At 38.0% G+C, this 22,634-nt stretch carries 23 protein-coding genes; 19 read left to right on the top strand and 4 right to left on the bottom strand.

What is annotated here, in order from left to right; translation table 11 throughout:
• Positions 1 to 5 precede the first annotated feature (5 nt).
• From murA to AC3IS5_RS17955, 10 genes are all read left to right on the top strand, one after another.
• On the top strand, positions 6 to 1,304 hold the full coding sequence (gene murA, locus AC3IS5_RS18000) for a UDP-N-acetylglucosamine 1-carboxyvinyltransferase (RefSeq protein WP_489427933.1): 1,299 nt from the start codon (positions 6 to 8) through the stop codon (positions 1,302 to 1,304).
• A gap of 88 nt (positions 1,305 to 1,392) precedes the next feature.
• Positions 1,393 to 2,376, top strand: coding sequence for a stage II sporulation protein D (gene spoIID / locus AC3IS5_RS17995; RefSeq protein WP_489425623.1), 984 nt, complete (start codon positions 1,393 to 1,395; stop codon positions 2,374 to 2,376).
• A gap of 36 nt (positions 2,377 to 2,412) precedes the next feature.
• Entirely contained in the window at positions 2,413 to 3,069 is a 657-nt protein-coding gene (locus AC3IS5_RS17990; RefSeq protein WP_489425622.1) for a peptidoglycan DD-metalloendopeptidase family protein, read from the top strand.
• A gap of 111 nt (positions 3,070 to 3,180) precedes the next feature.
• The gene (locus AC3IS5_RS17985; RefSeq protein WP_038180010.1) at positions 3,181 to 3,456 is read left to right on the top strand and encodes a sporulation transcriptional regulator SpoIIID; all 276 of its coding nucleotides are present in this window, start codon (positions 3,181 to 3,183) and stop codon (positions 3,454 to 3,456) included.
• A gap of 206 nt (positions 3,457 to 3,662) precedes the next feature.
• Positions 3,663 to 4,658 carry a rod shape-determining protein gene (locus tag AC3IS5_RS17980; RefSeq protein WP_489425621.1) on the top strand — a complete coding sequence of 332 codons (996 nt, stop codon included), beginning with the start codon at positions 3,663 to 3,665 and terminating at the stop codon, positions 4,656 to 4,658.
• A 69-nt stretch (positions 4,659 to 4,727) separates the two neighbouring features.
• Positions 4,728 to 5,567, top strand: coding sequence for a flagellar hook-basal body protein (locus tag AC3IS5_RS17975; RefSeq protein ID WP_489425620.1), 840 nt, complete (start codon positions 4,728 to 4,730; stop codon positions 5,565 to 5,567).
• Between the two features lie 39 nt (positions 5,568 to 5,606).
• Positions 5,607 to 6,446 carry a flagellar hook-basal body protein gene (locus tag AC3IS5_RS17970; RefSeq protein WP_489425619.1) on the top strand — a complete coding sequence of 280 codons (840 nt, stop codon included), beginning with the start codon at positions 5,607 to 5,609 and terminating at the stop codon, positions 6,444 to 6,446.
• A 30-nt stretch (positions 6,447 to 6,476) separates the two neighbouring features.
• The gene (locus AC3IS5_RS17965) at positions 6,477 to 6,776 is read left to right on the top strand and encodes a DNA-directed RNA polymerase subunit beta (RefSeq protein ID WP_489425618.1); all 300 of its coding nucleotides are present in this window, start codon (positions 6,477 to 6,479) and stop codon (positions 6,774 to 6,776) included.
• A gap of 40 nt (positions 6,777 to 6,816) precedes the next feature.
• The gene (fabZ, locus tag AC3IS5_RS17960) at positions 6,817 to 7,254 is read left to right on the top strand and encodes a 3-hydroxyacyl-ACP dehydratase FabZ (RefSeq protein ID WP_489425617.1); all 438 of its coding nucleotides are present in this window, start codon (positions 6,817 to 6,819) and stop codon (positions 7,252 to 7,254) included.
• 116 nt (positions 7,255 to 7,370) lie between these two features.
• Positions 7,371 to 7,664, top strand: coding sequence for a hypothetical protein (locus tag AC3IS5_RS17955; protein WP_489425616.1), 294 nt, complete (start codon positions 7,371 to 7,373; stop codon positions 7,662 to 7,664).
• A gap of 57 nt (positions 7,665 to 7,721) precedes the next feature.
• On the opposite strand, the gene AC3IS5_RS17950 is transcribed toward AC3IS5_RS17955, so the two are convergent.
• A complete protein-coding gene (locus AC3IS5_RS17950; protein WP_489425615.1) occupies positions 7,722 to 8,144 on the bottom strand; it encodes a YwpF family protein in 423 nt (140 codons plus the stop codon).
• A 261-nt stretch (positions 8,145 to 8,405) separates the two neighbouring features.
• On the opposite strand from AC3IS5_RS17950, the gene AC3IS5_RS17945 reads away from it, so the two are divergent.
• Complete coding sequence (locus tag AC3IS5_RS17945; RefSeq protein ID WP_489425614.1) at positions 8,406 to 8,852, top strand: single-stranded DNA-binding protein; 447 nt, start codon at positions 8,406 to 8,408, stop codon at positions 8,850 to 8,852.
• Positions 8,853 to 9,150: 298 nt separating this feature from the next.
• Here AC3IS5_RS17945 and AC3IS5_RS17940 read toward each other — a convergent pair whose 3' ends face one another.
• Positions 9,151 to 11,928: a DEAD/DEAH box helicase gene (locus tag AC3IS5_RS17940; protein ID WP_489425613.1), complete on the bottom strand. Its 2,778-nt coding sequence runs from the start codon at positions 11,926 to 11,928 to the stop codon at positions 9,151 to 9,153.
• Positions 11,925 to 13,496, bottom strand: coding sequence for a hypothetical protein (locus AC3IS5_RS17935; protein WP_489425612.1), 1,572 nt, complete (start codon positions 13,494 to 13,496; stop codon positions 11,925 to 11,927). Before AC3IS5_RS17935 ends, AC3IS5_RS17940 begins: the two co-directional genes overlap by 4 nt.
• A 328-nt stretch (positions 13,497 to 13,824) precedes the next feature.
• Here AC3IS5_RS17935 and AC3IS5_RS17930 point away from each other — a divergent pair, with 328 nt between their 5' ends.
• From AC3IS5_RS17930 to AC3IS5_RS17905, 6 genes are all read left to right on the top strand, one after another.
• Positions 13,825 to 14,163 carry a hypothetical protein gene (locus tag AC3IS5_RS17930; RefSeq protein ID WP_489425611.1) on the top strand — a complete coding sequence of 113 codons (339 nt, stop codon included), beginning with the start codon at positions 13,825 to 13,827 and terminating at the stop codon, positions 14,161 to 14,163.
• A 109-nt stretch (positions 14,164 to 14,272) separates the two neighbouring features.
• The gene (locus AC3IS5_RS17925; protein ID WP_489425610.1) at positions 14,273 to 14,725 is read left to right on the top strand and encodes an IDEAL domain-containing protein; all 453 of its coding nucleotides are present in this window, start codon (positions 14,273 to 14,275) and stop codon (positions 14,723 to 14,725) included.
• A gap of 1,204 nt (positions 14,726 to 15,929) precedes the next feature.
• The gene (locus AC3IS5_RS17920; RefSeq protein ID WP_489425609.1) at positions 15,930 to 16,760 is read left to right on the top strand and encodes a transporter substrate-binding domain-containing protein; all 831 of its coding nucleotides are present in this window, start codon (positions 15,930 to 15,932) and stop codon (positions 16,758 to 16,760) included.
• Positions 16,761 to 16,899: 139 nt separating this feature from the next.
• A complete protein-coding gene (locus AC3IS5_RS17915; RefSeq protein WP_193738370.1) occupies positions 16,900 to 17,562 on the top strand; it encodes an amino acid ABC transporter permease in 663 nt (220 codons plus the stop codon).
• A 17-nt stretch (positions 17,563 to 17,579) separates the two neighbouring features.
• Positions 17,580 to 18,308, top strand: coding sequence for an amino acid ABC transporter ATP-binding protein (locus tag AC3IS5_RS17910; RefSeq protein ID WP_489425608.1), 729 nt, complete (start codon positions 17,580 to 17,582; stop codon positions 18,306 to 18,308).
• A gap of 167 nt (positions 18,309 to 18,475) precedes the next feature.
• A complete protein-coding gene (locus tag AC3IS5_RS17905; protein WP_489425607.1) occupies positions 18,476 to 19,402 on the top strand; it encodes a nuclease-related domain-containing protein in 927 nt (308 codons plus the stop codon).
• Here AC3IS5_RS17905 and AC3IS5_RS17900 read toward each other — a convergent pair.
• Positions 19,391 to 19,600, bottom strand: a complete 210-nt coding sequence (locus AC3IS5_RS17900) for a hypothetical protein (RefSeq protein WP_489425606.1) — start codon at positions 19,598 to 19,600, stop codon at positions 19,391 to 19,393. The two genes, AC3IS5_RS17905 and AC3IS5_RS17900, sit on opposite strands and share 12 nt — an antisense overlap.
• A gap of 129 nt (positions 19,601 to 19,729) precedes the next feature.
• On the opposite strand from AC3IS5_RS17900, the gene AC3IS5_RS17895 reads away from it, so the two are divergent.
• On the top strand, positions 19,730 to 20,884 hold the full coding sequence (locus AC3IS5_RS17895; protein ID WP_489425605.1) for an aminotransferase class I/II-fold pyridoxal phosphate-dependent enzyme: 1,155 nt from the start codon (positions 19,730 to 19,732) through the stop codon (positions 20,882 to 20,884).
• A 160-nt stretch (positions 20,885 to 21,044) separates the two neighbouring features.
• Complete coding sequence (locus AC3IS5_RS17890; protein ID WP_489425604.1) at positions 21,045 to 22,574, top strand: glycosyltransferase; 1,530 nt, start codon at positions 21,045 to 21,047, stop codon at positions 22,572 to 22,574.
• Positions 22,575 to 22,634: the final 60 nt, after the last annotated feature.

The raw sequence follows: 22,634 nt of genomic DNA, 5'->3' as shown, positions 1-22,634 counted from the left end.
AAATGGTGGAGAAAATCATTGTTAAAGGCGGTAATACCTTAACTGGTAACGTTCGAGTTGAAGGGGCAAAAAATGCCGTATTACCTATATTGGCGGCTACATTACTTGCGTCAAAAGGAAAAAATATTATTAAAAATGTGCCAAATTTGGCCGATGTGTATACAATCGATGAAGTATTAAAAAGTTTAAATGTGGAATTATCATTTTCACCTGAAACAAACACAGTAGAAATTGATGCAACTAAACAATTATCATCTGAAGCACAATTTGAATATGTACGTAAAATGAGAGCTTCAATTTTAGTAATGGGACCTTTATTAGCACGTAATGGCTTTGCACGCGTAGCTATGCCGGGTGGTTGTGCAATCGGATCACGTCCAATTGATCAACATCTAAAAGGCTTTGAACTAATGGGTGCAAAAATCTCAATGGGACACGGCTATGTCGAAGCAAAAACTGAAGGACGCTTACACGGAGCTAAAATTTATTTAGACTTCCCAAGCGTAGGTGCTACTGAGAATATCTTAACTGCTGCAGCTTTAGCAGAGGGTACTACATTTATCGAAAATGCTGCTAAAGAGCCAGAAATTGTGGATTTAGCTAACTTTATAAATGAGATGGGTGGTAAAGTTGTTGGCGCTGGTACTGACACGATCCGTGTAGAGGGCGTTAAAGAACTATATGGTACAACTCATTATATTATTCCTGATCGTATTGAAGCTGGTACATTTATGGTAGCAGCGGCGATTACAGGTGGAGATGTACTAATTGAAAATGCCATTGCTGAACATATGACAGCACTTGTCGCGAAAATGCGTGAAATGGGTGTTGAAATTACAGAAGAAGGCGAAGGTTTACGTATCCGTTCAAACGGACCTTTAAAAGCTGTAGATATTAAAACAATGCCACATCCAGGGTTCCCAACAGATATGCAATCTCAATTGATGGCTTTAATGTTGAAAACAACTGGTACGGGTGTTATTACTGAAACAGTATTTGAAAATCGCTTTATGCACGTTGAAGAGTTCAGACGTATGAATGCTTCTGCGAAAATTGATGGTCGTTCTGTTATTATTGATGGCCCATGTGAGTTACAAGGTGCAGAAGTTGCAGCGACAGATTTACGAGCAGCAGCAGCACTTATTCTTGCAGGATTAGTAGCTGAAGGAATTACGCGTGTTTCTGAATTGCATCACTTAGATCGTGGATATGTTAATTTCCATAAAAAGCTTGCCACTTTAGGCGCTGATATTGAAAGAGTATCGACGATTGAAAAAGCATCTGTAGAATTTCAAACAAATTAAACTAGCATAATACTAAAACGTTTAAGAGCTTAATTGCTCTTGAACGTTTTTTTCGTATAACGACGAATGCCTCAGCATAGAATGGCATATGAAAAAAATCCTTCTAATACCCATCAGTCTTTTTGTCGTTATCCTTTTGTTTGTGCTACCGATCGTTAGTATGCATTTTTATCCTAAAAATTTCACAAACGTATCTACTACGCAACAGACTCAGAAGAAACAACAAGAAAACGAGCCGCCTTGTGAAGTTTACATTACTGTGGAAGGAATTAAAGACCCCCTACCTCTGGAACAATATATCGCTGGAGTTATAGCAGCTGAAATGCCCTCTAGCTTCCACTTAGAGGCGCTTGAAGCACAAGCTATAGCTTCGCGCACATTTGTCCTTAAAGTCACGGAGAATGGCCAGAAAGCGGTAAAACCGAGTGTTCTCCATCAAGTCTTTGATTCAAAACAGCAAAGAAAGAAAAAATGGGGAGCAAATTTCAATAAGAACGAGAAAAAATTACAACAAGCTGTAGCTACTACAGCAGGTGAAATTCTCACTTATAACGGTGAATTAATCACGGCTATGTTCTTTTCAACAAGCAATGGTAAAACAGAAAGTGCAGAAGAATACAGTGGACAAGATATTCCGTATTTACAAACAGTTACTGTAGAAGGCGAAAAAGAATTGTCTCCAAATTACATTCAAAACACAGACTTTTCTCTAACACAGTGGAATGCTGCCTTTAATTTTCAATGGTCTGCTGAACAACTAAACGGTATTAAACTAACGAGAAACAGTTCTAATCGTGTTCAAACGATGCAAGTGGGAAGCTACAGTTGGACAGGCCGGGAAATTCGGGAAAAGCTTAATATCCCTTCTACGGACTTCAGAATTTATTGGAACTCAGCTCAAAGTAAGATTACTGTTACAACAGTAGGATACGGCCACGGAGTAGGCATGAGCCAATACGGTGCGGAGGCTTTGGCGCGGGAGGGGGTCCAAGCAAAGGACATCTTAAAGCACTTCTATAAGAAAGCTTCTATTACTTCCATAAAAAATAATAAAAACATATGTTTAAACTGAAGCGTTATTGTCTAGAATGACGTTGAGGTGATGACAATGAGGGAAGAAAAAACACCAAACCCTTCTCCGAAAAAAGGTAGTGTCACAACAAAGCGTTGGTTTTGGCCTACTATTTATGCAAGCTTTTCAATTCTGTTAGTAGGACTTGTTTGGGGATATAGTGCTTATACAAACCCAGATGCTAACAACGCTACGAATTTAGCAAGTAAAGGCGAGACAGGTACATCAGTTGAAACAAATGCTAAGGCAGAGTCTATGAAATACCCATTCCAACAGGATCTTTTAGATGAAGTAGCAATCGTACAAGACTTTTACGATGTCGAAGCAAATGAAAAAGAGAGAGAAGGCGCATTGCTTGTGTTCAATCAAACGTTCACAACGAGCAACGGTATCTCACTTTCGGTTGATGGGAAACCATTTGAAGTATTATCAGTTATGAGCGGTAATGTTGAGGAAGTGAAGATGGATCCATTCATCGGCAACGAAATCGTTATTGCACATCCAAATGGTACAACGACGAAATATAGCTCTGTAGGCGATATCAAAGTTAAAAAGGGCGACAAAGTTTCCCAAGGACAAATACTTGGTAAAACAATCGAAAACGAGTGGAATCCAACAGCGGGTAATCACTTATACTTCGAAGTTTTAGAAGATGGGGTTAATGTTAACCCTAAAAAGATCTTACCTTTTTAAATTTAGCTGAATAATGTCATTTATCAACGAAATAAGGAATGCTTAGTTCTTAAAAGCTCCAAGCAAACATAAGTTGAAGAAACGTTCGTACATTGTGGAAAGGAAGAGAATGTGCACGAACATATTCGCAACCGCTGTTTGAAACTTGGGTTTATGTTGAAAGAAACGAGGCAAACCGTAAGAGCGATGGCACAAATTACAGGCTATTCAAAAAGCACTATTCATAAAGACTTAACAGAACGTCTCAATGAAGTAAATGAAGAGTTGGCCAAGGAAGTTAGTGAAATTCTGGCGTACCATAAATCGGTACGTCACATACGAGGTGGAGAGGCTACAAGGAAAAAATGGTTAGCCCGACAATCGACTATGGAGAAGGCATCGAAGTAAGCAATATGCTTCGATGTCTTTTTACGTTATTAGGAAAATGAAAACGCGGATCTAGATTGAAAGAAACCTTTAACAAGCCGTTCATATAAGCGATCTCCATAAAATATGTAGATGTAATTTCCCCCTTGATATGATAAAATATTCTAGATAATTACATATATAAAACGTACGATAAATGCTGTTATGTGAAGGAAGGGGAAAGTTCCATGTTTTCTACGGATATTGGGATTGATTTAGGAACTGCTAATGTATTAATCCATGTTAAAGGTAAGGGAATCGTTTTAAATGAACCATCCGTTGTTGCGATAGATAAAAATACAAACAGAGTGCTTGCTGTAGGAGAAGAAGCACGTAAGATGGTAGGGAGAACACCAGGCAATATTATTGCGATTCGACCATTAAAAGACGGTGTAATTGCTGATTTCGATATTACTGAAGCGATGTTAAGACACTTTATAAGTAAATTAGATGTTAAAAGATTTCTCTCAAAGCCTCGTATTTTAGTTTGTTGTCCAACAAATATTACAAGTGTAGAACAAAAGGCTATTCGTGAAGCAGCAGAGAAATCTGGTGGTCGTAATGTCTACTTAGAAGAAGAGCCAAAAGTAGCTGCTATTGGAGCTGGAATGGATATTTTCCAACCAAGTGGGAATATGGTTGTTGATATTGGTGGAGGCACTACAGATGTTGCCGTACTATCAATGGGGGATATCGTTACTTCTGAATCCATTAAGGTTGCAGGAGATGTATTCGATAATGATATCTTACAATATATTAAAAAAGAATATAAATTACTAATTGGGGAACGTACAGCCGAATCAATCAAAATGACGATCGGTACAGTGTATGCCGGTAGCCGAGAAGATGAGATGGACATTCGAGGACGAGACATGGTAACAGGCTTACCAAGAACACTTACAATTGGTTCTGCTGAAATTGAAAAGTCTTTACGTGAATCGATTTCAATGATTGTACAAGCAGCTAAAAACGTATTAGAAAAAACACCTCCTGAACTATCAGCAGATATTATTGACCGCGGTATTATGATTACTGGTGGTGGAGCATTATTGCACGGTCTTGACCAATTATTAACGGACGAGTTAAAAGTACCAGTACTCTCTGCAGAGAATCCGATGAACTGTGTTGCTGAAGGAACAGGCATTATGCTGAACAATATGGACAAAGTATCAAAACATATTTGATTTGTAGCCGAAATAAAGAAAGTATAGAAATCGCATATACTTTAATTTATTGATGAAAGGGTGATTGCAATGTTTCGTGGATTTTATACAGTAGCTACAGGAATGATTGCACAACAGCGACGTACTGAATTACTGTCAAATAATATTACTAATGCCAACACACCAGGTTATAAAGCAGACCAATCTACAATTCGTTCTTTCCCAGATATGCTTATGTCTCGTATGACGAACACAGGTTCGAATTTAGAGAGTGGACTAAACACAACGGCCAATAATCAGATTGGTGCATTAAATGCAGGTGTATATATGCAAGAAACATTACCAGATTATTCACAAGGTCAAATTACAGCCACTGATTTAACCACTGATGTTGCTTTAGTTGATAACCAATTACCGACAGATGCAGAAACAGGCGCTAAAGGTGCAATATTCTTCCGTTTAGAGCATCCTACAGAAGGCGAAACGTATACACGTAACGGTAATTTCACTTTAGATCCACAAGGCTACTTAACAAACGCACAAGGTCTTTATGTTTTATCAGATAGAGGTCAGCGTATACAGTTGCAAAATGATGATTATCAAATTATGGATGACGGCCGTATTATCGGCGCTGGAGAACAAGAAGTAGCACGTATTGGCGTATCATACGCAGCACAGCCAGATACACTTCAAAAGCAAGATAACGGACTATATCGTACATACAACGGTGAAGATTTACCATCTGCATACACAGTAAATGGTGTCAGTTTTAATTTAAAACAAGGTTATATTGAACGCTCAAATGTTGATGCTAGTAAAACGATGACAGAAATGCTGACAGCATACCGTGCATTCGAAGCAAATCAAAAGGTATTACAGGCCTATGACCGTAGTATGGATAAAGCCGTTAACGAAATTGGAAAAGTGTAACAGAAACAGTATTTTTGAAATACATAGGAGGGCTATGATATGCTACGTACAATGATTTCCGCTTCCAACACGATGTCTCAATTGCAACAACAGCTTGATACAATTGGCAATAACTTAGCGAATAGTAATACGCATGGTTTCAAAGCTAAGGAAGCAAAGTTTGGTGAATTATTATATCAACAATTTAACAATGACAAGTCTGATAAGACAGTGCGCCAATCTCCATTAGGAATTCGTATTGGTGTTGGGGCACAACTTGCCCAAGCACAAACGGTTTGGAAGCAAGGTAGTATTCAAACGACAGAACGTTCTCTCGACTTTGCATTCACAAAGCCGAAGCAATACTTGAATATCATCATGCCAGATGGAAAAAATGGTGACCGTACAGTCTATACACGCCAAGGTGATTTATATATATCAACAGATGATTATAACAACGCCATGCTAGTAAATGCAGATGGCTACCCAGTGGCTGGGGCTGATGGAAATCCAATTATTTTCCCTGAAAACGTAAAGGGATTTGGTATGAAAGACAATGGTGAGCTGAATATTACTTTTGATGACGGTTCACAACGTACAGTAGAACTTGCTGTTACAGAGCTTCAACGTCCCCAATTAATGGAACATATTTCGGGTACATACATCGGTCTTCCTGCAAACTTAAATGAATTAGGTGTGACAGAAGCTGAAGTCCTACGTAATTTACAAGGTGCAGACCGAGCTGAGATTGGTTTACAAAATGGTTCTTTAGAAATGTCGAACGTTGATACGTCTAAAGAAATGACCGAGCTTATTAATACGCAAAGATCTTATCAATTTAACGCTAGAACGATTACTTTATCGGATCAAATGTTAGGTCTTGTTAACGGCATTCGATAAAGCAACCTGAACAGAGGAGAAAAACAAGTTATGACAAACAATGTGAAAAAAAACGCGACTGAGCCTAATACTTCAAAGCCAATGACTCGTAAAGAAGCAAAAATCGAGAGAGAGGTTAAAGAAGAAGTTAATATGAAATGGTGGTCGAATTTACGACTGTTCCCAATTGGGATGCGAATCCTTGTCGTACTCATTTTGCTTGTCATAGCAGCTGTGTCAGGTGCTATGATTGGTTATAGTGTTATTGGTGAAGGCGATGCATTAGATACACTGAAAGTCTCTACATGGCGTCATATATTTGATATTATGAACGGTGTAGTGGACAAATAATCATTATTTCTTCAGAACCTTTCATATTAGGAGGACTAAAATGTTAACTGCAGATCAAATTCAAGCGATTTTACCTCATCGTTATCCCTTTTTACTTGTAGACCGTATTCTTGAACTAGAAGAAGGAAAAAGAGCGGTAGGTTTAAAAAACGTTTCAATTAATGAGCAATTTTTCAATGGGCATTTCCCAGGATACCCTGTGATGCCAGGTGTTTTGATTATCGAAGCACTTGCACAAGTTGGTGGAGTAGCGCTATTGAAGTCTGAAGCGTTCAAAGGGCGATTAGCTTTCTTAACAGGAATTGATAATGCACGTTTTAAACGTCAAGTAATTCCCGGAGATCAACTTCGTTTAGAAGTAGAATTTACTAAATTACGTGGTGTGATGGGTAAGGGACATGCTAAAGCAACAGTTGATGGGGAGCTAGTTTGCGAAGCAGACATTTTATTTGCAATTGGACCAGTGCAAAAAGCATAAAATAAAATTCAAATCAGTTTTTTTTAGGATAGTTTCCTTCTTTCAGGGCAAGATATGTTATATCGCACGTATAGTGTGTGATGGATATGACATTGCAGAAAGGAGGGAACTTTTTTATGTGGATTAAACCTGCAGCAGTGCTATTGCTTGGTTCACTTTTACTCGTTGGATGTAATAGTAATAAAGCAAACGAGCCTCTAAAAAACGAAACGCCAATGGAGCGTGTCGAGGATGATGTTAACAGAGGAGTGGAAAGAGTTACGCCAGACGTTCATGATGAACGTGTGGATGAAACGGTACCAGGTGACAATAAAGTCATAGACGAGAGAACAAATGAGAAAATCATAGACGAAAACGTAACACCAAATGATGGAGTCGTCGAGGATAATCTTAATAGAGAAAATAGATAATAATGATTAGCAAAAAAACTCGGCATAGTATAAATATGCCGAGTTTTTATAAGTTTCTTACGGTTTTATTCGTGGTCTATTTTGCATATCCGTTTTAAATTGATTTAAAAGTGCATCACCTTCAAGGCCCTCATCAATTAGCTTAGCCAGTAATAGCTCCGCATATTGACGACGTATCGTTTTTAGCGTTCCCTTCAGCAATACGGAAACTTGATTGTCTATTTCCTTCACGGCATTTACGACAACCCTAAAGGCCGCTGGTTCATTGTCTGGATAAGAAATAACTGCGCGCACTTCTAAAATTTCATCGGTTCCTAAATAAGGCTCAAAAACAGTTTTATATTGGCGATCCATATACATTTCCAAAACCCATGATTTATGGCTATTCTCTTGATTGATAATGATGCCATCTGTTAAAGGAAATGACTTCAACTGATCATTCTGTAACAATTCAAAAGAGAGCATTTTAAACGTTTTCACTAAAATCAACCACCATCCTTTATGTAATGTATTATGTTCATTATAACATATACCTAAATGTCCCAATTTTAACTTTTGTACAGTCATTCTAAAATAGGAAACCTATATATGACAACAGTTTACAAGAAAGAACTTAAATTGACACGTTTAAAAAGCTAATTATACATACCCAAAATAGCCCAAAATCTATTTTTAAGACTTTGCGTAAATACTCTTTCCAGAATAAGATGAACTTACATTCAAGTAAAAGGAGGTGAGACATTGAATCAAGTTTCGTTAGTAGGAAGGATTACAAAGGATCCTGAACTACGAAGGTTACATGAAGGGAAGGTTCAAACTAACTTTATTCTTGCTGTAAATCGAAACTACAAAAATCAAAACGGAGAAATAGAAGCTGATTTCGTCTTCTGTACAGCATGGGGAAGGCTGGCAGATAATGTTGTGAAGTATTGTGGCAAAGGATCACTAATAGGGGTTAGTGGCCGCGTACAATCACGCTCTTATCAAAAGGAGGATGGCAAAAGAATCTATATAACGGAAGTCATTGGAGAGGACGTCCGTTTTCTGGTTTTGAAAGACAGGGAAGGTAGACATGAACAAAACGCTTCAGAAGCGGGTCTAACGACACAACAAGCATCTGTAGTAGCAGAATTCACAAAAGAATTCCATCTACCTAATACTGAAAAAGAAAAATTACCGATTGTTTAATCCATATCCCTATTGGAAGACCGCACCAATAGGCACATAATTTCTTTATTGAATTACCAAATAATCTACCACCTTACAAGGAGAATGTTTCATAGATTATGGTATTAACATCGGATCAAGCAATTGGACTCGGCCACGGATGAAGCAGTAAAAATAATGATAAATCATTTCATTGAAATTTCATCTATCTGAGAAGGGGATGTAAGAAGTAGAAATAACGATAGTATGTGAATAAGATCTAACGGGAGAGATCAAAAAAATCCGGCTATCATCATAGCCGGATTTTATCGATAATAATTTAGTTAAAATTGAATGATAAGAGATCAAGGATTTCTTCGTCTTTTAGTTCAGTAATCCACTGACTTGATTGGATGAGATCCTCTGATAAAGCTTGTTTTTCAGTTAATAGTGTATCGATTTTCTCTTCAATAGTTCCTGTTGTGATGAACTTATGGACATGTACAAATTGAGTTTGCCCAATACGGTATGCACGGTCTGTCGCTTGGTTTTCTACTGCAGGATTCCACCAGCGGTCAGCATGTAGAACGTGATTGGCTGCCGTTAAGTTTAGACCGGTTCCACCTGCTTTTAAAGACAAGATGAAAATAGGGAATTCACCTTTTTGGAATGATTCAACGAAATGATCGCGCTGTTGCTTAGGCATACTACCTGTTAAAAACGGCACATCTATATCATAAAGTTCAGAGAAACAATGTTGTAGTAAGTGGCCCATACCAATATACTGAGTGAAAATTAAGCATTGCTCATTATTACTGGCAATTTCAGAGCCAAGTGTTACAAGGCGATCTAACTTTTCTGAACGCGGAAGCATATCCGCTGCATTATCAAATGGTTCTTTTAAATACAGAGCGGGGTGATTACATAGCTGCTTTAATTTACTAAGCATTTTCAAAATCAAACCTTTACGTTCAAAGCCAGTTAATGTTTCGAGCTTATGCATTGTTTCTTGGATAAAGCTTTCGTAAAGCACAGCTTGTTCTTGTGTTAATGGACAGTATTCAAGCTGTTCAAGCTTATCAGGTAAGTTCAGCATTAGTGCAGGATCCTGCTTCGTTCTACGTAATAGGAATGGTTGGATTTTTTTACGTAATTTTTGTTTATGAGCTTCAGAATCATCACGCTCAATCGGAGCTATATAATCTTCTTGGAAGCGACGAATGCTTCCTAAGTAACCTTTGTATATAAAGTCGAAAATAGCCCATAGCTCAGATAAGCGGTTTTCAACAGGTGTCCCTGTTAATGCAATATGATGTTCACCCTGTAACTTACGAATCGCTCTAGATTGCTTTGTTTGCATATTTTTTATATTTTGAGCTTCATCAAGTGCAATACAAGCCCAATTCAATTTTTCAAGGCTGTCTGCATCTTGTGTAACAGTTCCGTACGTTGTCAACACAACTTGAGGGGATTGCTCTTTTAAATAACTAACTAGTGATTCTTCCTTCAAACGACCTGCTCCATAATGTAAGTAAACCTCTAAGGAAGGGGCAAATCGTTCAAGTTCTTTTTGCCAGTTGCCTAAAACAGAAGTTGGGCAAATGATTAGAGTCGGTGGCTTTTCCTCTTCATAGACATGACATAAATATGAGATAAGCTGAACTGTTTTACCAAGTCCCATATCATCAGCTAAACAAGCTCCAAACTGCTGGTTACGCATGAATGTCAGCCATTCATAACCTTCCTGCTGATAAGGACGTAAAGAAGCTTGTAGCTTATCTGATACAGGAACAGACGGCAAACCTTTTTTATCTTGTAGCTTTTTCACATATTCCTTCAATGACTTCTGAATCTCAAATTGGAAGAATGGATCATCCGCAGAATCATCCTCATCCTCTTCCACTGGTACAACAAGTTCTTCAGGCAACTCCTGGAATAGCAGATCACGAACGGTCCAATTTTCATTTTCAGCTTTATCCATTAGTTTACGGATCTCTTGCATCCAAGCCGCATCCACACGTACCCATTCTGTACCAGCACGTATAAATTCACGATTATCATTGACCATTTGTTGAAATTGCTCCATGGTAAGTTCTTGACCGTTCAATGACAATTTCCAATTAAACGTCAGAATCTCTTGTAAACCAGCAGCTGATTTATAATTTGAAGCAGTGCTAGCACTAGCTCGTACTTTCACACGAGAATCTTTTATGTCTTTTAACCAAGCGGGTAAAATGATTTCAAAACCAAGTGCTTGTAGGCGAATAAAATCTGCACGTAAAAACTGTCTAACATCTGCATCCGATAAAGTTAATGACAAGAATAAACTGGTATCTGCATTATCCATATAGTCATGCATATGCAATAAACTAGACATTTGACCTTGTAGCTTTTCTATTCCGTCAGCATGTTGCTTCCACTTATCAGGCAGCGCGTTTTCGATTTTCAAAGCGCGCTTGCGCATAGGTGGTGCCCAATAAGTTGCACTTTTTTTCCCGCGAATAACGGTCTCTAAAACCCAATCCTCAGATAATTCCTCCGGTTCACGTAACCGTAAAGCGACGAAAATTTCATCATGAACATTTTTGGTTGTAATTGGCCATCCGCCATTTCGGAAGAAAGGTAACAATGGCTGTAAATCTGCAAAACGCAAACCAGCCTCCACCATTTTTTGCATCAATGCATTTTCTAGTAAATTTGTAGCTGTTTCATCTAATGGAACCTTTAGCTCCAACTTTTGCTCTTCTTCGTCAAGTGAAATTGAATCCCATAGTCGAGGAGAGTACCAAAAACTAGAGGCTTCATTTGCTGCAGTCAGCCACTTCGCTGATGCCATGTCGATACCTTCGTATTGAACAAAAGGATGTTGCTCTTTTTGAGAAAATAATTCAACCATTTCAAGGGGAGTTAACGTAACAAATTCCTCCGAATGATTAGCCGTTAAACCATAAAAAGTAGCCTCGTAGTGGAAAAAGAGAAAAGGAAGCCATTCATGTGTAAACATTGGTTGTCCATCGGATTTAAAAGCTTGCAACGTGAACGACTGATTGGACTCGGTTTGAATGCCAAGCGTGATGGATTTCATGAAAGTAGATGGCACGTTTGAAATAGTTGTCATAGCTTCAGGTTTCCTTTCTCGATTTCTTCTTGTAAAGCTCGTAATCGTTTATATTGTTGTCGAAGTGTTTCTACATATTGATTCCAATATTCATTTTTTGCACTTTTCTTCGCCGCAGACTTCATTTTCTTCCAAACTCGGACGGCTTGTTTATAATGCTGTCTCGATTTTTGAGAAACTTCTTCTAATGCAAGCGCATGATAAAGAGGAAGTAGAACTTCAGGTTTATACTCCAATACATCCTTCACACCACATAACTCCAAATAAGCTAGTGAAGAAGGGAAGCGATGATGCAGAGCAGCCCATTCTAAATAACGTTCCTTTTCAATCAAATAATGTGAAAAAGGTTGCATGCCATACATACCAGAAGCTGTAAAGAGTAACTCTGCCTCTTCATCAGTTAAATCTATTTTCGAACAAAGACGATTGAAAGTATTGACGAAATTAGAACGATACCTCGTTGCTAGCCAACTATTGATGAATTCATCTAACAGCGGAAGCATCGAACGCAAAATCATTTGTAACGCTTCTGAATCCTCATTGCGGTCTGCAAAATGAGCTAGATCAAGCCATACTAATAGCTCATCGACTTTAATCTGTGTCAATGATTGTTGTAAATCATCATACTTTTTCAGCATAAGGAAGAACATAGCTCGGATGCTTTCTACATTTACATCACTCGAAAAGTCTTTTTCTGCTCGAAGCATATCAAGTTCAAGCTCACGTCGTTTTTTCTCATTAAACATAGACTCCCAAAACAATGTGTAAATGTACAAACGCTCTTCAAAATAACCTTCCTGCTTTACAAGGAAATAATGCGTCATTTGTTGCAATGTATCATAGAACGGATCCGTCGCAAAAAGACGAGATTTACTAGCAGTTAAGCGAATATAATCTTTTAATGCCTGGCTCTCTTGCTCTATAAAATTGATCATATAGGAGCGCGCTGACTCATTAGCTGGATGTAGGTGCTTCCAAGTATGAGATAGAAGTGCCATATGCGTAAATAATTGATATAAACTGCGCCATTCACGTTCTAATGGCGTATGTTTTGCAATCTGAGACTGCATATCAGCGAAAATGCTCTCTATTAAATAAGGGTTTAACGATTGTTGATTATATAAATTTACTTTGTAAATATTCTCCACAAGCTTAAGCCAACTTTCAGGCGTTCGCTCATCTTTAAATAAAGAAAGCTGATTTAACTTCTGAGAACGGAAATTCTCGAGCCAACCAGACAGTGAATCAACATATTGATATAACACGAACATCGCCGCTAATTTATGGCGGCACCATTTCTTATTACGACAATCACATGTAAATAAATCATCGTTTAGATATAACGTTGCCGTAGCAGGAGTAGCATCCTGCACAACAAAATGAAGTATATTAAGTGCTTCACTATATGAAGAAATTTTCACATAGTTATGGCGTGCTAAAAAAGCTGCTCTTCTGACAAGCTCTTCATCCTCGGGAACTGATGAATTCAGCTCTAATTCAATTGCAGCCATATTATTGCGAATAGCATCTTCGTATTTTTTGGCAATTTCTGAAATATTTGTATTCATACATTCCGCTCCTGAAAAAAATCGTTCCTTTCATTATACGGCTATTTCAGGTCATCCGTAAATGCATAAGGACAGTCTTTATTTTTTTATATAACTAATCAAACAAGAATAATATTATATTTATTGAAAATAAGAGGCTATAAGCATACTGTATGGATTGATAAATAGTGAAGAAAGTCTGGTTTTAATGCAAAAATACATAAAAAGCATGAAGGAAATCAATAAAACAGGGTACTTTTTCATTATGTTATTGAAATGTTCAGAGAAAAATGTAAGAATGTATATAACTAAATATTGGAATAAATAATAATATTAGGGTGGTGATTAATTGGCACGCTATATGATTCGAATTCCTGATTTAAGATCATCCATACATTCAGTCAAATCTTTTAAATGGTATTTAGTTTATGCACCTAAAAACCGATCAAAAAAGGTCATCATTTCTTCTGAGGGAAGTTATGAAGAACGCCGCGACGTTTACATTGATAATCATTTTTTCGATACAGTTAGAGTAGACTTAACCCGGAACCATATTTTACTACATCAACGAAGAATACCATACGAGCAAAGCGAGGAGAATTTAAAAGCTTTATTAACCACTATTTATGTAATCGCTGAGCCGAATACTTTTTATTTTTTTACATATGGAAGGAAGAAAAAGAGATAAATTCTAGAAAGCAAAAGAAATTTGTTCTTTTGCTTTTTATCTGCACTAAATGAGCATATAATGGTACCATATAAATAATCTGAAAATTCTATAAAAAGGAGTGGTTTACATGTTACATGTACGAAGAATGGAACCTTTTTATACTAAGAAAGAGGGTAATCGACTAAAGCTAGTATTTGCTTATCAATATTTCTCCATTACAAAAGAAGATGAGCTATATCATTTTGTCCCAGTAGAGGGTAAGGAAATCATTATCAATCTAAATAATTTACAAATTGAAAACTTATCTGAAGTATTTGTTTTCCAAAAAGGTAGCCGTTTCATACGCTTACCGTTGTATCAATTGCTAACCATATCTAACATCCATGATCATCTGAAACTCATTTACGACTCTCTTGAGTTGAGTAAGGAAAAGGTCAAAACAGAGCAATTCACTAGTACTAATAAGGAAGTAGTAGACCTAATCACTCAACTTGAAAAGGACAACAAACTTCGCCTTATAGATCATGCACTTGCTGTTCGAGATGAAAATTTATTTATCACACTAACACACAAACTATAGCATCGTACTAACGGAGGATTTTCAATTGAATAACCAGATCACATAGAAAGCACCTATCATTAATAAAACGATAGGTGCTTTTAACTTACCCTCAATGTGTTAACACATATACAAAAATAATTAAAAGTGCTATAAAAACCCCAAATGCATTAATTACAAAATCATAGAAATCCAATTTCACACTTTTTTTCGATTCCAATCCAATACAGCCCCTTTCGATGAATACCAATAATATTTATATAAAGCTTAGACAAATCACTTAAACTTTAAACACGTGAACTAGAATTAGATTTTCCTAATTGGGGAATTAATGTAAAAATAGATGTAAATGAAAAACACAAAGCCTACACATCCAACGAGCCCAATCCATCCTAGAACTACTACGCCCACCAAATGCAAAACGCTAAAGCCCAGCACAACAGCGGGCTTTTTATTTTTGAGGAATGGCGGTGATGAAGAGTGAGTAGTGCTAGAGGAAGTTTGAGTAGCGCCAAAGAGAGCTCGAGCAGCGCTAAAAGGGTCTTGAGTAGTGCCAAAGGGAGCGAATAGCGCTAAAGGGAACTTGAGTAGCGCCAAAGAGAGCTCGAGTAGGGCTAAAGAGGTCTTGAGTAGAGCCAAAGAGAGCTCGAGTAGGGCTAAAGTGAGCTCGAGCAGGGCCAAAGGGAGCTCGAGTAGTGCCAAAGGGAGCGAGTAGGGCCAAAGAGAGCTCGAGCAGCGCTAAAAGGGTCTTGAGTAGAGCCAAAGTGAGCTCGAGTAGGGCTAAAGGGAGCGAGTAGCGCTAAAGGGAGCTCGAGCAGGGCCAAAGTGAGCTTGAGTAGGGCTAAAGGGAGCGAGTAGCGCTAAAGGGAGCTTGAGTAGAGCCAAAGAGAGCTCGAGTAGCGCTAAAAGGGTCTTGAGTGGAGCCAAAGAGAGCTCGAGTAGGCTAAAGGGAGCGAGTAGCGCTAAAGAGAGCTCGAGCAGCGCTAAAGAGGTTTGAGTAGAGCCAAAGAACCCATGAGCAGCGCCAAAGCAATCACTGCTACTGCATAAAGTAATATACATACTGCGTAAAAATGAATAAAAATACGATAAATCTATTAAAATATGAATAAAATCTCTAAAAAACTTATATTATACTAATTTTTATGTAGACATATGAATAAAAATAAATTATACTTCAAATTATCAACTTATTCTAAAAATTATATAAAGTGAGGTATATATTATGAAGAAATGGTTAACGGCATTATTAATGATTACCATGCTAGTAGTTGCAGGCTGTGGCAATGGAGGAGATTCAAATTCATCTGCAGGAAAGAGCAATAGCAACTCAACTATCCAAAAAGTAATCAAAGCAAAAAAACTAGTAATTGGTACAAACCCTGGTTACTTCCCGTTTGAAATGGTCGACTCAAAAGGAAAATTCATCGGTTATGATATAGACGTTGCGCAAGCAATTGCAGATAACTTAGGCGTTAAATTAGAAGTAAAACAATACGGATTTGATGGACTAGTTCCGGCTCTACAAACGGGCGAAATTGACATGATCTTCGCAGGTATGTCTATCACAGGTGAACGTGCATTAGCAGTCAGCTTTGCAAATCCTTACTACAAAACAGGACAAGCCATCATGCTTCAATCAAAAAACAACACTATAAAATCATATGAAGACCTAGATAAAAAGGGCACTAAAATTGCAGCTCAAATTGCAACAACAGGTTCATTAATTTCAAAAGACATGTTCAAAAATGCAGAAATTAAAGATTATGAAGACTTCCCAGCAGCAGCACTAGCACTACAATCTGGACAAGTTGATGCAGTAATCTATGACGAGCCAGCTATCCAAGTTTACAACCTACAACAAGTGGGGAAAGTGAAGAAACTTGAAGGTGTCATCTCTGCAGACAACTTAGGTCTTGCAGTACAGAAAAATGATTTCGAATCAGTACAATGGTTAAATTCATTCTTACACTCATACATCGATAGCCCGGCTGAATTACAATCACGTGCAAAATGGTTCGAAAATAGTGATTGGTTAACAACAGTTAAAGAATAATAGAACAAGCTGTACTTTGAAACATTACAAACGGCGTAGCTAAACATAAGGGGGGACGACTCCACTATGTTTGCTGACGTCGTTGTAGTCTTTCATCGAATAAAAACCGATCACAGAAATGATCGAGGAGGACATTTACATGGACATTCAACTAGACTGGAGCGTCATTCCAAATAATATGGACGTCTTCATCCAAGGCGCCTTACTAACATTAGAAATTTCAGCTATCTCACTTTTATTAAGTATTCCATTGGGAGTCATTTTTGGAATCGGGCGTATTTCACGTAACCCTATTATTCGCTTCATTTCAAGTGCTTACGTAGAAATCATGCGTGGCGTACCATTACTAGTATTGTTAATGTGGATTTACTTCGGGTTAGGTCAATTTTTCTCATTAGGATCTTATTGGGGTTCAATCGTTGGTCTAGCAACATTCTCAGGGGCATTCCTTGCTGAAATCGTTCGTTCTGGTATCCAAGCTGTTCCTAAAGGTCAAATGGAAGCGGCACGTTCAGCCGGTATGTCTAATTTCCAAGCAATGCGCTACATCATATTACCTCAAGCATTTAGAAGAATCTTACCGCCAATGGCATCACAATTTATCATTCTTATCAAAGACTCATCGTTAATTTCTGTCATCGCAGGTGTAGATTTAACGTTAAAAGCAAAAAATTTAGCAGCAACATCATTCCGTTATATAGAAATTTGGACATTCGTTGCGCTCGTTTATTTCATCATGACATTCAGCTTATCTTTAATCATTCGTCAAATCGAAAAACGTATGCTGAAAAATGAACAATAAGAAGGGGAATACGAATTATGATTTCTATCAAAAATGTTAATAAAAGTTTCGGTAATCATCATGTATTAACCGACATCGACCTAGAAGTACCAAAATCAAATGTTGTCGCACTAATCGGACCAAGTGGAGCAGGTAAATCAACTCTGATCCGTACCATAAATGCACTAGAAGAAATCGACACGGGTGAAATAATCGTAGACGGTATTTCTATTCATGACAAAAAAACGGATATTAACAAAGCTCGTACGAACATCGGCTTCGTATTCCAAAGCTTTAACCTATATCCGTTCTTATCAGCACTCGAAAATGTCACAATCGCCCCAATAAAAGTAAAAGGTCTATCAAAAGCTGAAGCAGAAAAACGTGGCAAAGAACTACTAACATCTCTAGGTTTAGGTGACAAATTTGATGCCTACCCAGGACGCCTATCCGGTGGTCAACAACAACGTGTAGCGATCGCGCGCGCACTTGCAATGGATCCACAAGTCATGCTTTTTGACGAACCAACATCAGCTCTTGACCCAGAAATGGTCAAAGAAGTACTCGATGCTATCCGTAAGCTTGCAAAAGACGGCATGACAATGGTAGTCGTTACCCATGAAATGGGCTTCGCTAAAGAAATTTGCGACCAAATCGTCTTCATGGCCGATGGTAAAATCGTCGAAGTCGCACCACCAGAAAAATTCTTCACAAACCCAGACTCAAAACGTGCGCAAGACTTCCTATCAGTTGTCTTAAATCACTAATAACGAGCCAGCCGCATAAGCAGCTGGCTTTTTTATGCACATTATTAAATTGTAATATATTACATAAAAAGATATAATAGTATGTAAAATTATGATAGAAAGGGGTAATAATAATTTTCGAACCACGAACAAAACCAATATTATTGTCAGCATATCCACGACTACTAATGAGACTCTCCCCAACATGCTCAAAAACCATTGACTTGAAAAAAGAATTGGACAACATCCAAGCAGGTTACAATGGAGAATGTAGAGTCGATCAATTGATCCAAGAAACGCATTTTACTCTCCCATTTCAAACTCTCCCTAATGTTGAAATTCAAGCATCCCCAAACAGACTCATTCAAATAGATTCATTAATAATCACACCAAGCTATATTTGCATCCTTGAAGTAAAACATCTAAGAGGAACATTAAAATTCTTAGAAAACCCCTACCAACTAATCCAAACAATCGATGGCAACAACACAACATACGTATGTCCACAACAACAAATATTACGAACAGTCGACAGCTTAGAATACTGGTTGCAACACGAAGTCGGCATCCAATTACCAATATTCAAAGCAATCGTATTGCCAAACAAACGCACACACATCGAGATCCCACCAACACAAATTAAATTACTAGGACCAAAAGAAGTACCACTCTACCTACAAGAATTAAATAAACACCCAGCCATTATCACAATAAACCAATTCCAACATATTATTTATAAAATAAAAAATAGCAACAAACCATACAACGCCTTTCCATTAACAAAAAAACACAGCATTCCTTTAGAGCAACTTAAAACGGGCATCATCTGTTGCTGTGGAGGACAAGGCCGACGTTCTTCCCAACGTACATGGACATGCCAAACCTGCGGAAAAAATATCGATAACGCAATCAAAATAGCAATGCAAGACTGGTTCTGGCTCTTCAAGTCAACCATAACCCATAAAGAATGTAGCCAATACCTTCAAATCAACAATAAAAACCGAATAACAAAGCTACTAAAACAAATGAACCTAACCCCCACAGGCCATACTAGATCACGAACATATCACTATAATTATAGAAAGCCTTTGTTTAAAGAAACTCTATCTAATTAAAGATTGCTTGTGAGAAGCGCCAAAGCCCGCTCGAGAAGCCCCAGAGCCGTAGCGAGTAGCGCCAAAGCCGGAGTGAGTAGCGCCAAAGCCCGCTCGAGTAGCGCTAAAGCCCGCTCGAGAAGCGCCAAAGCCGTAGCGAGTAGCGCCAAAACCAGAGCGAATAGAGCCAAAGCCAGGCCGAGTAGCGCCAATCCCCACCCGAGCACCCCGACCTCAAAACCAAAAAATCTCCAAAATATGAAATAAAATATTTAAGTTTTCAGAATTTGAGAGTATAATAAATAGCAAGAAATAAAAATGCTAATCATATGAAAGAAGGAACACCAAATGTCTTTATCCCTTAATCCGCAAGCTCAAAAGGGTGGTTTACCCGGAATACGCCAATTCGCAAATCAACTTGTCAATTATCCTGATGCCGTCAACTTAACGATTGGCCAACCAGACTTCCCAACTCCTGAATCAATCAAACAAGCAGGTATCCGTTCAATCGAACAAAACCTGACAACATATTCACATAACGCTGGTATCATCGAACTTCGTGAAGCAGCTGTAGCGTTCTTTAAAGAAAAATACGACTGCCACTATAATGCTGTAGACGAAATTATCGTTACAAACGGAGCAAGTCAGGCCATTGATTCTGTATTCCGTACAATCTTCGAAGAAGGGGATGAAATCATCCTCCCAGCACCAATTTACTCAGGATACGAACCAATCATCCAATTTTGCGGTGCAAAAGTAGTTTATCTAGACACGACAGACACTAACTTCCAACCATCTGCGGAACGTCTAGAAAAACTGATCACACCTAAAACGAAAGCCGTACTATTTAACTTCCCATCTAACCCAACAGGAGCTACAATCTCCCATGAACAAATGGATGCGTTAGCAAATGTACTATCAAAACAAGATGTCTTTATCATTTCAGACGAAATTTATAGTGAAAATACATTCGAAGGAGAACACCGTTCATTCGGTGCGTATCCTGAGCTAAAAGATAAATTGTTCTTAATTCACGGTTTATCAAAATCACACTCAATGACAGGCTGGCGCATTGGATTCCTTATGACATCTGCTAAGCTTTTGGCAGAAGTCGTGAAAATTCACGCATACAATGCAATCTGTGCAGCACTTCCTAGCCAATATGCTGCTGTCGAAGCACTTACAAACTGCAAAGACATTCCAGCTGAGATGAACAAACAATATATTGTCCGTCGGGATTACGTTTACGACCGCCTAATTGCAATGGGTATTGAAGTTCAAAAACCTACAGGTGCATTTTACATTTTCCCATCTATCAAAAAGTTTGGATTATCATCTCAAGAATTTGCGATCCGTCTTATGAAAGAGGGGGGCGTTGGTGCCATCCCGGGATCTGTTTTCACTCCATATGGTGAAGGCTATCTTCGCATCACTTACGCGTATGCACCAGCAACATTAAAAGAAGGCCTTGATCGTCTAGAAGCCTTCATTCAAACACTATAAATTAAAAAATATACCCAAAATGCCAAGTGAAACTATCTCACTTGGCATTTATCATGAACAATGCAAAACATATGGCTAACTTGAAAATAATTGAATTCAGAGCCAAAAACAGAGTATAGTAGACCTTAACAAACACACCCAAAAAGAAAGTAGTGAAATAATGAAAAAAATATTCATGGTCGTTTGGGACATTGACGTAGATAAATATGGCGTTAATAGTGTCATGTACAAACGAGCAGGCTTATTAAATAACGCTGATTATTGCTCTGAACTAATCACACTAGATTATAAAGATAATTATTCTGAAATAGAATTACACTTAAAAAAAGAAGGCAGACTTGCCGAAAACGTTAAAATCACGAACATTTATGACTACTATAAAAAAAGCTACACAACAAGTGAACCAACAGTCGAAAGTATTGAAAGCTACCGTTTAGCTAGTGAAAAATTCGAACCTGGATATCAAGTTGAAGATAGCGGAGAACAAACGCACTACTTCCAAAATGGTACATATGTAAAGTGTAAAGCTTGGGACAAGCATCAAAAACTGAGATACATCGACTATTACACACCCGAACAAATTCACATTAAACGTGAAGAATTCCATAACGATGGTTATATTAACCGCACGCTCTATTATCATTTGTCTAACAATGAGCTAAACCAAGAACTACACTATACACCAGACGGCTTTTGTTACCTTTCGAAATGGTACAACCATAAAACGGGTAAGCAACAGAAAATTTATCTATTCCATCCTGAGTCAAAGAAAGTCTTAAGTTTTGCCAATAACAGAGAATTTCATGTTAATTGGTTTAACGAATTATGCGAAAACGAGCCTGAAAAGCCAATTATCATCTGCGACGGAGCAGGAACAGCAAGCAAAGTCCGTAGTATGGAATCCGGCTTGGCACACCGTATCTATACTATTCATACAAACCATTTTGAGGCACCTTACACATACGGTAGCGAGCTCAAGGAATATCACAAAGGCATGCTAGAAAACCTGGAGAATGGCGATCCTATTGTTGTCCTAACAGAAAAGCAAAAAGAGGATATCATCAAGCAATTTGGTGATCACGACAATATTTATGTCATTCCAAATGCAATCGAAGTGAGAAATGTGGATATCGCTAAAAAAGATCCTCTTCTTGTTACAGTTGTAGCAAGATTAGATGAAGGGAAAGCAGTTGGAGAAGCTGTTCGTGCATTTGCTAAAGTAATTCAAGACGTTCCTGACGCTAAACTTCATATTTATGGTGAAGGGCCTAGAAAACGTGCGTTAACTTCGCTTATTCGGAAACTAAAATTGAGAAATAATGTCGAATTAAAAGGCTACACAAAAAAAGTAGACGAAGTATTAGCAAAAGCTACCGTAACAGTCCTAACATCGAAATACGAAGGCTTTAGCTTGGTAGCATTAGAATCATTTGCAAATAAAACGCCGGTCATTATTTACGACAATAACTACTATATAGACGAATTCGAACCAGCTGGACAGAATGGTTATGCTGTTCCAAATAAGGACCGTGAGCAATTAGCAGAAAAGATCATCTATCTTCTAGAAAATGAAGACGAGGCAAAAAGAATGGGCGAAAATGCATACCGTACCGTTCAAGAGAAATACTCGCCTGAACTTCAATACGAATTATGGACCAGCCTTTTGAATAAAGTCACATCACAAGATTAAAAGGTCGCTTAGGCGACCTTTTTTGCCGTTTCTGTATACAACAAAAAAACCACCTCTCCA

This window comes from Viridibacillus sp. KH_047, assembly GCF_057838945.1.
Note: the sequence above shows the minus strand (reverse complement) of the source record. Positions and strands in the feature narration are given on the sequence as shown.